This is a genomic window from Paenibacillus silvestris (genome assembly GCF_009882985.1).
Taxonomy (GTDB): Bacteria; Bacillota; Bacilli; order Paenibacillales; family NBRC-103111; genus Paenibacillus_E; species Paenibacillus_E silvestris.
Window position 1 is genome coordinate 744164 of record NZ_WTUZ01000020.1, and the last position, 13434, is coordinate 757597.

Here is a 13434-nt window from a genome sequence, read left to right on the forward strand (position 1 = left end):
TCCGATAAACGCCAAAGAAGAAGGTTGCTTGGTGTGCTAGCCTTCTCTGGGATTAATTATGAATTAATCAATTACTTATGTTGAAAAAAAATTATTTCTTTATCATCAGATCTGGCATATCCAAGGCTAATGAAACATTGCACAGCATGCCTCGCGCCAAAAAGATCGTCGTACGCTCTTCAGCCTCTTGCAGTCCCGCCTGCTCAAAAGCTTGCATCACGAACTGCTTCACATCATTCATCCCCTGCTTCATCACAGCACGGATCGGTGCTTCCTGGATCGTCTGAGCCTGCATCTGCAGCAAAATTTCATTTCTGTGTGATTGCGTAATCTCTTCGTAGGCACGGATGAAACCGAACTCCAGAAACTCTGGCGAAGTCGTTTCCTTCACATGCTCAAAAGCTTGGAGGATACGTTGCCATGAAAGTTCCAATGCGGCTTCCAGCAGCGACTCCTTAGTGAAGAAGCGATACACATACGGCTGTGAGATAGCGGCACGTTCGGCAACTTGCGCAGTTGTAGCACGATAATAACCAAATTCGGCAAACACTTCGACAGCGGAATTAATAATATCATTGCGTCGATCAGAAGACGTTATCCCCTTAACCATTTGTCGCGGCCTCCTTTCATGTCAAAAAGACTAATTAGTGATTGGCCAATCACTAATTAGTCTTTAGTATAACCCATATAGTTGTAGATCACAACTTTAACTTACTACTTTTACACCATTCCGCCGTTAACCCGAATCGTTTGACCCGTTATCCAACGTGATTCTTCGCTAGCCAAGAACAGCACCACATCCGCGACATCTTCCGGTTCTCCCAAGCGTCCAAATGCGTTCGAATTCGCGGGGGCTTGAATCTGTTCCTCTGACTTACCTTTGGTGAAAAGCTCCGTATTTATTGGCCCTGGCGCTACCGTGTTGATCGTAATGCCTGCCGGTCCCAATTCTTTGGTGAGCTGGCGCGTAATTTGTTCTACAGCTCCCTTCGTGCTTGCGTAAGCACTATAGGTAGGATACATCATTCCAATAACGGACGTTGAGAAATTAATAATGCGGCCTCCTTTATTCATGTGCTTAAGCGCCTGCTGGATCGCAAAATAAGGGCCTTTTACATTGATGGCATACTGTATATCAAAGTCTTCTTCCGTCATAGCCGCTAGCGGCTTCGTGATCATAATGCCAGCGTTATTTACGAGAATATCGACTTGTCCATATGCGGCTAGTGTTTGTTGAAAAAGCAGCTCGATATCGGACACTTGGCTCATATCCGCCTGAATGGGTAAAGCTTCTCCGCCGTTTTCTTTTATGCTCGCCACCACCTCTTGTGCTTTAGCAGGGTTGCTGGCGAAATTAATAACGACCTTCGCGCCATGTTTGGCTAGAAGCTCGGCTATTTCTCTTCCGATCCCTCTGGATGCTCCTGTTACGATGGCTACTTTCCCGGATAAGTTAGACATACGATAATTCCTCCTTGTTATGTTCATTGTTTGGCTTATGAATCTATTATATGCATAGGGATAACAAATTACAACTGACAAATTTATATATTTGTCAGTTGTGGGCCCGAGGCCGCCTCGCTACGCAAAAAAAGACCTAGCGGATAATCACCGCCAGGTCTCCTTGTCATTTGCAAATCCCCGAGAGGATTAATTCCCATACCAACTCAAACTCTTGCTCAATCGTGGATGACGACCACTCATAGGCATGAGCGGGATGATGGAATCTTGTTGTAGCGAAGAAAATAGCCCTCGCCATAGCCTCCGGTTCACCATCAGAACGAAACTCCTTCGAGTTAACGCCATCCTCGATAATACCCGTCATCTGAGTGATGAGATGCTGCACATGCTCCGTGATCATATCCACGGCTTCCAAGGTGACCGCTGAATACATACCGAACATTTCCGGCTCCTCAATCACATGTTTACGTTTGCTTTGGATCAGCGCTTGGAGCCATGTCCGCAGCCGATCACCCGCACTGCCACCCGGTTGACTCGCAAGCTCCTCCAGAGGTTTCGCAATCCTAAGCAGCCAGCGCTCGGTTACGGCTTCTCGCAAGGCCACCTTGCTCGGGAAGTGTCGATACAATGTCCCGTGGCTGACCTGAAGGGCTTTGGCGACATCAACAACAGATGTCTTCTCTGGGCCATAGCGTCGCAGAACTTGTTCCGCGGCTTCTAGAATTGCTTCCTTTGTTAAGGGTTGATCATTAGCCATATCCGTCTTCTCCCTAAGTATGATTCTCATCATAGCACATGGAATCAACAAACTTAAAGTATCAACTATGGCATTCTGTCATTTGTCTAATCGAGCATAGATAACGTTGTTTCTACGATCCCCTGCAATTTCTCAGCATCTTCCGTCGTTTTAACCAGAACCCGCAGTCCGAGCAGCGTATTGTTCAGAAACTGTGAAAGCTTCAGCGCATCATGACTGGCCCCTATTTCTCCTGACTGGATGCCGAGTTCAACAAGCTCTTGCAAGCGTTCTTCCGTCTTGGCAAAACTCTCATTGACCTTGGCCGCGGCTTCCTCATCATGTATAGCCATCTCCACAGCTGTGTTGACCATTAAACAGCCTCGGGGTTTATCTTCTTTTTTACGTATCACTCGTTCAAAAATGTCTCTAATCGCTTTCTTCGGCGATGTATGCCCATTGGCATGATATATAGAAGTACCGATCACATCTTCATACCGGTCAATAACTTTCATAAACAAATCATGCTTGTCCCCAAAGGTATCATAGATGCTTCTTCGATGGACGCCCATTTCCGTAACCAAGTCCTGCATGGATGTTTTTTCATAGCCTTTTTCCCAGAAAACGCCCATCGCTTTGCTTAGTACGGCATTAACTTCAAACTCTCTGTTTCTAGCCATACGCTACCCCCTTCATACAGAGATTAGTATAGCATTTCGAGCTGCCCGCTACATAAGGTCCTTCAGACGATCTGCGGTGTATGGAATGAGCTCACGATCCCGACCTTCGCGAATCTTCACAGCCCATGCAGGGTCTGCCAAGAGGGCACGGCCAATTGCAGCCAGGTCAAATTCCTCGCGCTCAAGTCGTTCCAGCAACTTGTCGATCATTTCGTGCTCCTCTTTCTGATCGAACGGCTCAGATTCAAGCCCCACCGAACCGACAGTGATGGTCGGCTTGCCTGTCAGTTTCCTGGTCCAGCCTGCAAGATTCAGCTCTGAGCCGAAGAACTCGGGCTCCCAGAAATGCCGGCTAGAGCAATCGAATGCATCCACACCGGCTTCCACCAGAGGTGCCAGAAACTGAGCGAGCTCCTCTGGCGATTTTGCCAGTTTGGCGTCGTACGAACCTATTTTCCACTGCGAGAACCGTAGAATGATGGGAAAGTCAGGTCCAACCGCCTCACGACAGGCTTCGATGATCTCAACAGCAAAACGCGTCCGCTCAACGAAGTTGCCCCCATAGCGATCCTTCCGATGATTCGTTTTTTCCCAGAAAAATTGATCGATCAAGTAGCCGTGACCGCCGTGCAGCTCAATCCCGTCAAAACCTAGCCGTTTTGCATTCGCAGCGCCATCTGCGTAAGCCTTAATGACGTCCGCAATCTCCGATTCCGTCATGGGTTCGCCTGCTTTTTCCCCCATTAAATCAATGCCTGAAGGGGAGATGGAAGCAGCCTCCAGATTCGGCTCCGAGCGAGTCCTCCTGATAATCCCTACATGCCACAGCTGGGAAACAATTTTCCCGCCAGCGGCATGCACTTCTTTTACAACATGAGCCCAACCACTCAGTGCAGCTTCCCCATGCATATGCGGAATGTTAGGATCGCCTGTCGCGGCAGGATGGTCGATGACAGCTCCCTCCGTCACGATGAGTGCGACTCCGTTCTCTGCGCGTCTGCGGTAATATGCAGCCACATCAGCACCCGGTACGCCATTTGGCGAGAAGCTTCTAGTCATAGGGGCCATGACAATACGATTAGATAAGGTAAGGTTATTTAGTGTGAAAGGTTGAAATAGCGGTTGAATGGATTGCTTTTGATCAATAGGCATGAGATCCCTCCATGTTCGTGTTTCATCACAATCGTCACTGTTACCTTTTCCTTAGTTTTGAATAATTATTTGTTAAGCTGCTACGAGGGCAGCTGCTTTTCTGTTGCGAATTCTCAGCGCTACAATGGCTGCAAGCAGACAGACGAAACCAGCCGCAACGAACGGCACTGTATAGCTGCCAAGCAATTCACGCAGGAAGCCTGCGCCATAAGCTGCTGTAGAAGCACCCGCTTGGTGAGCAACTAAAATCCAACCAAAGATCATGCCTGCTTTCTCTTTGCCAAAAGCATCGGATGTCAACTTCACTGTCGGAGGAACCGTTGCGATCCAGTCGAGCCCGTAAAATACGGCGAATACCGTAAGCTGCGTATATCCAGTTCCCAGTGCATAAGGTAAGAAGATCAGAGATAAACCGCGCAATCCATAATACCAGAACAGCAACCATCTGCTATCGAAGCGGTCAGACAACCAACCTGAGAACGTAGTACCTACAAGATCAAATATGCCCATCAAAGCCAGCAAACTTGCAGCTGTAACAATTGGAATGTTGCTATCTCCACAAGCTGCGATCAGATGTGTACCAATGAGGCCATTTGTTGAGAATCCACAAAAGAAGAACGTGCCCGCTAGCAGCCAGAATGTCAGATTCTTCGTCACCGAAAATAGCGTACGAATCGGTGTAAGCAGTAGGTTCCCTTGGAATGGCGCAGGCTTCACAATTTCCGTAGTACCCAGAGGCGCTAAGCCTTTATCATAAGGATGATTTCTCATCCATATCCCAATGATTGGCAGCATGATAAGCAGTGCGGCCATGATAACGTAGACGGCATTCCTCCAACCATTTTCACTCGTAATCTTGGCAAGCAGAGGAAGGAAGAGCAATTGCCCCGTTGCCGCACTCGCTGTAAGCATGCCGATTACCAAACCTTTGTGCTTCACGAACCAGCGATTGGCAACCGTAATCCCCAAGACATTCGCCAAAGCTCCTGTACTAAGTCCACCCAGTACTCCCCACAACAACATCAACTGCCAAACTGCCGTTATGAACGGCGTGAGCCCTAATGAGATCAGCATTAGAAAAATAGCAAAAACCATTGTCCGGCGAACCCCGAATTTAGCCAGCATCGCAGCCGAGAACGGACCAATAAATCCATATAATAAAATACGAATGGAAATGACGCCTGATATGGACGCTCGCGTCCAGCCAAACTCTTTTTCAAGTGATTGAATTAACACACTCGGAAAAGAGCTGATCCCCGCTGAGACTAGCAACGTTAGAAACACAATACCTATAACAACCCAACCATAATAAAACTTGGAGAGTTTATTTTCCTTCAACATGTCTCTCACCCTTTCTTTGATTAATGAGAATGTTCATTCTCAAAATATAACTCGTATGTTACACCACGCGATTCTACGTTGTCAATGAAAAAAACATCCTAATGAAATTGCTTCGTCATCAGGATGTTTTCTTAGTCAACCTATTGCGTTAGCCGTTAGTTCTGCGCTGTCATATTTACTTTCTTCTACTTGTAAGAGTGCCTCTTTTGGAACAATTCTTTTAATTAAACCTACAAATCCTCGAATGGTAAATAGCGTGAAATTGAGGGATGCAAAAGTATGCAAGACAGTCCAAGAATTCCACTTGAATAATTTGGTTTTCTTTTCTAAAGCCCACTGCAACAAAGTCATAGGAACACTAAAGAAAAGGCTTCTGGTTAGCAGCTCTCGCGGTTTGCTGTTATAAGTCGCTCTAACCCAAATGACGCTTAAGAGCGGATAGAATAAAAAGTCGTAAAGAATATTGGTCTCAAAAATCTTAGGAAACGGGCGTGCCGGATAGGCAATGCTCTTCTTTTTAATAAAGTAGGAATCCAACGAAACCGCGAGCACACCTTTTGCAAAGAAGACGATTAAGAGCATAAGCAAGTTATTACGTTTTAAAACAAAGGGAATTGCTGCCGCGGAAGCCAAAAACAGCGTCCTTAATAGTAGTTTTTCCAACGTCATTACCTCCTTGTAGAATAAATCTCTTAACCGTAGTGTGCTATCAATTGCCTGCAAATATGAGTTCAGTTTGAAATAGTTTTCACCATTAATGTTTAATGTGATGTAACAGTTGAATAATATCGTTTAAATTTGACCGAGTAAATTAACACATAGATAACGATTAGCGCGGCAACCGAATTTAGAACAACCAATGAGAAGTTCAAACTAAAGAATTGTGTCAGCACCCCAACTCCTATTGGTGGAATAATGAATCCTGCGTAGGCACATAGATAAAAGGCCGAGATCACTCGTGGCCGTTCCTCTGGCTTCGGCAATTGACCGGCAAATCTTAAAGCAGCTTGAAACGACCATCCAGCGCCAATTCCCTGAATGAGCATACCAACCCAAAGTAGAAATATGCTTTCTTTCTGCCCGGAAAAAACAATAATCCATGGTCCAGCAGCTAGGAATATAATGCCAATACGCATTCGCGTAACCGGGTTTTGCACCCAAGGGAAGAATTGCATTAATCCACCCACGCCCAGCAGCATGAGCATTAACAGCCCCGCCAAAGAGAGGTTAGAGGAGTGAATAACATTTTTGACGAAAGACGGTATTAGGGATAATACAATTCCACCTAGCATGAAAAAAGTGAACGCGGGAAGTCCGATAAATGAAAAGAAGTGGGAACGAATATTGTCAGGAATGCCAAGTGAAATCTTCGCTTTTGGCGGCTTTTGTGAATCTTCTAGTTTCGGTAACAGTTCCAGCAATACTAAGGAGATCGCTAGCATGACAAGCAAAAACCAGAATGGCATTCGCAGCGGCTGAACTCCCACATATTGCACGACTAAACCTGAAATGGCAGGCCCCATACCAAATCCGAGGTTTACAATTACACCTGAGAACTTGATTGCCGTGCTTATTTTATTGGATGAGGTTTGTTTTAATAGAAAAGCAGTAGCCGTACCTGTAAAGGCCCCATATGCAATGCCTTCCAGAATCCTGGCCAGATAGAGCATCCAGACATTCTGGCTCACTAGAAAGAGCAGCGTCGAAACAATCGATATCCAGATACTTATGCGAAGAACCCTTTTCAGTCCCCACGAATTGCCTTTGGCACCTACGATAAGCAAGGTAGGCAGCAAAATAACGGCATAAACGGCGAACAAAATCGTGATTTCCAGACTGCTCATTTGATAATGCTTCCCATATACAGGGAACAAGGATGATATAAACGTAGCTCCGCATGACATGATAAGAACAATCCAAAGCATTCTTTTCATAGAAAACCTCTCTCTCTCAAATCTATTTATATTCATCCTTTACCCAACGCGCAAAAAACACTTCCTGCAGCTTCTACCCGTCTCCTTTGGCTTCCAAATCAACAGCCTGAGAACTCTTTGATGAGATAAAAGAGACAGATCTGTATCATACTCATTCACATATGATACAGACAGATCTGTACCATGTCAATGGGAAATGTGTGCGGCTATCCGAATTATTTTGAGCAGGAATCAAAGAATCGAAGATACTCCCACAGTTTAACCATCCCTTGGCTAAAATATTAATGCCTGAATGCAAAATAGCCTTGGCCGATTAGCGGCCAAGGCTATTCATTGGGAGGAGCAGATTCGCGTATTAGTGACCCATCATCATGGCAGGGTCGGGACTCTCTCCGCCAGCGGTGCCTTCTTCTTTCTGCATCTTCGGTTTACGCAAAATGAGAGACAACAAGACACCCACAGTTGCGATGCACGCGGACAAGAAGAACGTGTCGCCGTAACCCTGTACCACGGCGTTCATCGGATTCGCACCCGCTCCTGCACTTGCGGTATAGGAAGCGATCTGAGACGTTAGGTATCCCGTCAGGCCCGCGACTGCGAACGAGACGACAACTTGCTGCGCGGCTGTTGTCAGAGGTGTGACGCGGCCCACTAGACTTCGCGGCGCAGAGTTCAGCACATGTGTATTGAGCGGCATCATGGAGAAACCCATGCCCAGACCCATGATGCAGATGCTCAGGATGATAACCCACAGTGAGGTATCCACCGAGATGTTGGATAACATGAATAGAGCAACAGATACGGCGGCTAGACCACTGAAGGCTAGCGGACGCGCGCCGATCTTATCAAACAGCCTGCCGCTGATCGGCATTCCGATTCCCGCGCATATTGCCTGCGGCATCAGGATCCATCCCGTTTCAAGCGCGGTATAGTGCATGACGCCCTGCAGGTATAAGGGCACTATCAGCATGGCACCGAATAGCGCAAGCTGTACGATCCACGTCAATATGATACTCCGTGTAAAGTCGGATGACTTGAACACCTTCAGCTCCAGCAAAGGATGCTTCTGAGACAGCTCCACGAATATGAAGATAATGAGCGCAATGCCGCCGACGCTCAAGCCTGTAATCGCTGCAGCGGAGGACCAGCTTGTCCCTCCTTCGCTTACACCATAGGCCAGCATGGAGAAGGCAATAGGCGCGAGGCACACTCCCAGGATGTCCAGATGCGGCGCCTCATGACGGACGGACTTCGGCAAATATTTAAAGCCGAGAATAAAGGCGATAATGCCGATTGGCAGGTTGATGATGAAAATCCAGTGCCAGCTGACAGAATCGACCAACCAACCGGACAAAACGGGACCGAACGCAGGCGCCATCAGCATGGGAATGCCGAGTAAGCCCATAATGGATCCGCGGCGCTCCGGAGGTGCCAACTTGAACACCATGGCCATCCCGATTGGGGACACCATGCCACCGCCTAAACCCTGAATGATGCGGTAAATGATCAGTTGTTCCGGCGTTTGAGCGATACCGCACAGCACAGATCCGATCGTGAACAAGGCGATCGTCACCATGAAAATTTGCTTGGAGCCGAACTTATCGGTCATCCAACCTGCAAGAGGAATAACGGCAGATAAGGCCAGCGTATAGCCGGTAACGGTCCATTGGATCGTTTTTAAATCGGTGCCAAAGTATTCAACGAGTTTCGGAATTGCATTATTGACGACCGTGCTGTCTAGAATAACCATGATCATGCCGACAATAATCGCCATGAGCGGCGGCAGAATGGCTTTCAGCGAGAAGTCATCTTTCCCTTCGGCTGCCATAGGTTTTGCTTGCTTAGGAGCTGACATAGGTCCCTGCTTTCTGCTCATCGAGCTCTGGATGATTGAAAATAATAGGTTAGGTAAGGAACTATTAATCTGTTTTATCGATGGACGCGAGATAGGGCGTTATTGGACTCTATTTTAATTTGTCATTTAAGCTATCTATTATACGTAAAATAAAAAACTATCACTTTGTGTATAGATACATAAAAAAGCGACCCTGAGGAACTCAGGGTCGCTTAGTTTATCTACAGAGGATTGTTTTCCTTTAGTTTACTAGCTAGTGTCAGGTGAAATAAAACTATGGAACCACTGAATGATACTGCTCTAACTCCGAAACAATATAGTTGCGACTTCTTAATATCCAACTCCAACTGCAAGATCTCGCTGCTCTCAAGCTTACACAGCAATCGCTCAAACTCTTTTCCTATATTCCTTGGCTCGCATGATTGCCTCACCCCGGTTATTTACCCTTAACTTGCGATAAATGTTTTTCAAATGGAACTTCACCGTATCTTGAGTGACATTCAATTGATCGGCAATCTCCTTATAGATGAATCCCTCCGTAAGCAATTCAAACACCTTCTCTTCCTTCTCGGTCAGAGCCTCGTTAGACAAAGATCTAGGAGATGGATTGCTGCTCACAGCCTCAAGAAGCAGACGGATATAGTTCGAGGGCAACAATGTCAATGCTGTTTTTTGCTGCTGATTCAGAAGCTCGCCCAGCATCTCGACCATCTGAGGGCCTTCATCAAGGTAGCTGCGGATATAGCCCATCGGCTCCGAGAGCCTCAAGGCAATAGCCAACGGCGCAAGGGCTGCCTGAGGCTCCTCAGATTTCCGAAGCACCATGCTATGCAAGATCTTCAGCCTAATCCGTTCTCGCAGACGATTTTCTTTGTCCGCAAGGCGCTCCAGCTTCTCGAACAATTGCAGCGCATCCTCAATCCGTCCATTCTCCGCGAGCACCCTGACTACTACTACATACTCTTCGAAATACCGGGCTGAAACCTCGTCCGAATGTGACAATCCACTCTGTTCGAGCCAATCGTATGCCTTCTGACGCTGCCCTTGAAGCAGATACAGCCAGGCTTGCTCCGCCTTGATTCTTTTCCAAATAACGGGCTGATCCGGCGAGTCGACACTCGAACCGAGCTGAGTAAGCCATTCGATTGCTTCCTCCTCTCTTCCGAGAGCCTGCTTGTGTCGGGATGACACTAGGCCCAGATGAATCCAAGTCCATACGTTGGCACGAAGATCCTTTCGACTGAGCGCTAGTCCAATGTAGGACTCCGCCTCATCCAAGCGATTCCATTCGTGCATAAGCGAACTATAGGATAGATACGCGTAGCCGACAAAGGGATAGTTAGGCTTCTTCCCCCACATCGTTATCAGCTTAAGCTGGAATTGTTCCATCTCGTGAAGATCGACGGTCAGCGAGAGCGGATCACCGAATCCCTCGTGACCTAAATACCGTTTGGTCGAGGCTTTTTGGAGGCTGCTCCCTTCTGGCAAATAATGCTCCAACAGCTCAAAATAATGGAGGGCTCGCGGCATATTCTGCTGCATTCGGAAGAAGAGTGCATGTAAGTAATAGATATTGCCCATCAGTTGCTTCCATTCCGGCTCAGGGATGGACGCCTTCATGGCTTCGAACCGTCTCTCCGCTTGCTCGGCCTTATGCAGTCCTTGCTTCCAATCCCGATCCATCAGGAACTGCGAGATGCGGTACAGCTGGAACATCGGTTTGTGTTCAAAGCTGCTCTCCGGCAAGGCATTAATCCATCTTCGAACCACGTGACTCCTCGATTGCAAGAGTTCCGGCATGATGCGGTCGATAATCCGGATGGCATCCTCTGCCTGTTCCGTCCTAATATAATGCTCCACCGCTTCTTCATAGAGCCTCTCGTTCTCATGCCAGGCCGCAGCCCGATGGTGGGAAAGTCTCCACAGTTCCGGGTAGTCCCTAGCGCACAGTTGCTGCAAGAACTCGGACAACAGATGATGATAGCGGAACCAATCGCGCTGCTCATCCAGCGCAATGATGAACAAATTTAGTTGCTCCAGTTGCTCCAGTAGGACCTGGCTGTCGGCTTGTCCCGTCACCGCCGCGCACAGTTCCCCGTTCATGCGGCTCAGAACGGAGGTGGCCAGCAGGAATTGCTGCAAGGATTCCGACAGATGCCTGAACACTTCTTCCAATAGATAATCGGAGATTTGGCGCTGCCGGCCGCTGAACTGGCGAATCGTATCGGCGATATTGCCACTTCGTTTGAGCGTGATAGCCGCAAGCTGAAGTCCGCTTACCCAACCTTCCGTCTGCTCAAACAACGTAGAGATTTGCCTTATCGAAAGTGATAAGTTCGCCGTCTCCCGAAAGAAGGCAACTCCCTCCTCCAAATCGAATCGCATGTCTTCTATTCGAATAACGTTGATCTCGCCTTTGGCAAGAAGTCTGGTCGTGGGAAAAGACAGATCGGTGCGGCTTGCGATATAGAGATGGAAGTGCGGAGGCAGATGCTCAAGCATATATCGGATCGACTCATTAACGTACGCATTCTCGATGACATGGTAGTCATCCAGAATGAGTACATAATCGCCGCTAATCGAGCTTAGCTCGTTCAGAAACGCTGATACGGCGAAATCGATAGAAGCCGCAGACTCTTGCTCAAGCAGGAATTCGACCGATTTCCCGAACAGCGGAAGTCTTTCTCGTATGGAAGCTAAGACGCAGCTCCAGAATGCGCCCCAATCGTTATCGTATTTATCCAGGGAGACCCAAGCAACCGAAGCTCGGCATTGCCTCGCCCATTCGCTTAAAGCTGTCGTTTTGCCGTAGCCCGCTTGGGCCGATAGTAAAGTCAGCTTGGTCTCCATGCCTTCCTCAAGCTTGCGCGTCAGTTGCGGCCTAGTCACCAAAGATCTGCGCGCTGGGGGAATGAGATATTTGGTACTGCGAATCATATTCAAAGCCTCCGAACGACTAAATAAAAAATTCCATATAATCGATTATATTCGATTATATCGGAGAATTCCCTTTGGAAATTTTGTGACAATTACAAAACCCCTGTGCTATAGGGCACAGGGGTCTCTCGTCAATCCGATTTATTCTTTTGTTTTGTGCTGCTCTAGCATGCGCAGAAGAACTGTCACCGCTTCCGCTCGGCTTGCTTTGGCTTCCGAATTGAAGCGATTGTCTCCCGTTCCTTGCATCAGACCGGTCTTCGTGAGAGCGGCAACCGCTCCCTTCGCCCACGCCGGAATCTCGCTGTTATCCGCAAAGCCGGTCGCGGCATTCACTTCGACTGTCAGATCTAGCGCCTTAACGATCATCGCCGCCATCTCGACTCGGGTAATCTCAGCGTCCGGGCGGAACGTACCATCCTCATAACCCGTGATGATGCCAGCTTGTTTGGCCTCCGCCACGGCATTCTTAGCCCATGCAGGAATTTGTGATGCATCCTCGAAAGCCAATTCCTCCGTTGCTCCTGCAGGCTTAATCGCATTCATTAGCATCACGGCAAATTGAGCTCGCGTAACCGTGAGATTCGGCTTGAACGTTCCGTCCGGGTAACCAGCCGTGATCCCTTGGCTAGCACCTTGGCGAATCGCTTCTTCCGCCCAGTGACCGGCGATGTCGCCGAATTCAATTACCGGCTTCGCCCTATCTCCTACAGCTAACACGGCGAATTTCGTGAAGTGATTGACCTCTGCGGTAATGAAGCCGCCGCTTACGACGCCGCCAACCTCCACCCATTCTTTCTTCTCTTCATCATAATAGAAGATAGAAGCACGCTCGCCGTCGCTTAGCTTCGTCGGATCGAAAGCCAGCTTTAAAGTAATGTTTTTCTTAAAGGTACCAGGGACATTCTTCAATACTTCGAAGACTTCGCTTACCAGCACTTCGTTATGCTTCAACAATTCATCCGTATCCAACAAGGTCTCTACTGTCACTCGCAAACTCGCGTCCGTCGCGTCGGCTGGGATCTCGATGGTGATCTCGTCATCGCTCAAACTAACCTTTCCCGGTCGACCAACAGAAAGCGTCAATTCTCCATTGTCGGAGATGACTGGGCTGTTATCCGGAGTGCTTACGCCTCCACTGCTATCTCCACCACTGCCTCCACTGCTATCTCCGCCGCTTGGAACTTCCGTCCACTTAGCATAAAGCGTTGTATTTGAGCTTACCGTATCCGTCGTGAAGTTCCAGGCCGAGGCGCAGCTCTCATCTTTATACCAACCCGAGAACGTGTAGCCTGCTCTCGTCGGATCAGCTGGCTTCGTGATCGTCGCTCCCGCAGT

Annotated in this window: 11 protein-coding genes; all 11 read right to left on the reverse strand. The window is 48.1% G+C overall.

The features are described 5' to 3' along the window. Positions 1-91: 91 nt before the first annotated feature. On the reverse strand, positions 92-610 hold the full coding sequence (locus GQF01_RS18550; RefSeq protein ID WP_161408197.1) for a TetR/AcrR family transcriptional regulator: 519 nt from the start codon (positions 608-610) through the stop codon (positions 92-94). Between the two features lie 110 nt (positions 611-720). Then, the gene (locus GQF01_RS18555) at positions 721-1461 is read right to left on the reverse strand and encodes an SDR family oxidoreductase (protein ID WP_161408198.1); all 741 of its coding nucleotides are present in this window, start codon (positions 1459-1461) and stop codon (positions 721-723) included. A gap of 166 nt (positions 1462-1627) precedes the next feature. Beyond that, positions 1628-2218: a TetR family transcriptional regulator gene (locus GQF01_RS18560; protein ID WP_161408199.1), complete on the reverse strand. Its 591-nt coding sequence runs from the start codon at positions 2216-2218 to the stop codon at positions 1628-1630. A gap of 86 nt (positions 2219-2304) precedes the next feature. Continuing rightward, positions 2305-2877 (reverse strand): TetR/AcrR family transcriptional regulator, encoded by a 573-nt coding sequence (locus GQF01_RS18565; RefSeq protein WP_161408200.1) that lies wholly within the window; start codon positions 2875-2877, stop codon positions 2305-2307. Between the two features lie 48 nt (positions 2878-2925). Next, on the reverse strand, positions 2926-4029 hold the full coding sequence (locus GQF01_RS18570) for an NADH:flavin oxidoreductase (RefSeq protein ID WP_161408201.1): 1104 nt from the start codon (positions 4027-4029) through the stop codon (positions 2926-2928). Positions 4030-4101: 72 nt separating this feature from the next. Then, the gene (locus GQF01_RS18575) at positions 4102-5370 is read right to left on the reverse strand and encodes an MFS transporter (protein ID WP_161408202.1); all 1269 of its coding nucleotides are present in this window, start codon (positions 5368-5370) and stop codon (positions 4102-4104) included. Positions 5371-5505: 135 nt separating this feature from the next. Further along, positions 5506-6033 carry a CBO0543 family protein gene (locus GQF01_RS18580; RefSeq protein WP_235959922.1) on the reverse strand — a complete coding sequence of 176 codons (528 nt, stop codon included), beginning with the start codon at positions 6031-6033 and terminating at the stop codon, positions 5506-5508. A gap of 98 nt (positions 6034-6131) precedes the next feature. Further along, the gene (locus GQF01_RS18585; RefSeq protein WP_161408203.1) at positions 6132-7304 is read right to left on the reverse strand and encodes an MFS transporter; all 1173 of its coding nucleotides are present in this window, start codon (positions 7302-7304) and stop codon (positions 6132-6134) included. Positions 7305-7659: 355 nt separating this feature from the next. Next, entirely contained in the window at positions 7660-9192 is a 1533-nt protein-coding gene (locus GQF01_RS18590; protein WP_328803484.1) for an MDR family MFS transporter, read from the reverse strand. Positions 9193-9546: 354 nt separating this feature from the next. Further along, entirely contained in the window at positions 9547-12096 is a 2550-nt protein-coding gene (locus GQF01_RS18595) for a LuxR C-terminal-related transcriptional regulator (RefSeq protein ID WP_161408205.1), read from the reverse strand. A gap of 141 nt (positions 12097-12237) precedes the next feature. After that, on the reverse strand, positions 12238-13434 hold a 1197-nt coding region (locus tag GQF01_RS18600), incomplete at its 5' end, for an S-layer homology domain-containing protein (protein ID WP_202556446.1).

What these genes read in the sequence shown, in the direction of transcription:
- GQF01_RS18585 (WP_161408203.1), bottom strand. Translation starts at nt 7,304, where the DNA reads ATGAAAAGAATGCTTTGGATTGTTCTTATCATGTCATGCGGAGCTACG.
- GQF01_RS18555 (WP_161408198.1), bottom strand. Translation starts at nt 1,461, where the DNA reads ATGTCTAACTTATCCGGGAAAGTAGCCATCGTAACAGGAGCATCCAGA.
- GQF01_RS18560 (WP_161408199.1), bottom strand. Translation starts at nt 2,218, where the DNA reads ATGGCTAATGATCAACCCTTAACAAAGGAAGCAATTCTAGAAGCCGCG.
- GQF01_RS18550 (WP_161408197.1), bottom strand. Translation starts at nt 610, where the DNA reads ATGGTTAAGGGGATAACGTCTTCTGATCGACGCAATGATATTATTAAT.
- GQF01_RS18575 (WP_161408202.1), bottom strand. Translation starts at nt 5,370, where the DNA reads ATGTTGAAGGAAAATAAACTCTCCAAGTTTTATTATGGTTGGGTTGTT.
- GQF01_RS18595 (WP_161408205.1), bottom strand. Translation starts at nt 12,096, where the DNA reads ATGATTCGCAGTACCAAATATCTCATTCCCCCAGCGCGCAGATCTTTG.
- GQF01_RS18570 (WP_161408201.1), bottom strand. Translation starts at nt 4,029, where the DNA reads ATGCCTATTGATCAAAAGCAATCCATTCAACCGCTATTTCAACCTTTC.
- GQF01_RS18565 (WP_161408200.1), bottom strand. Translation starts at nt 2,877, where the DNA reads ATGGCTAGAAACAGAGAGTTTGAAGTTAATGCCGTACTAAGCAAAGCG.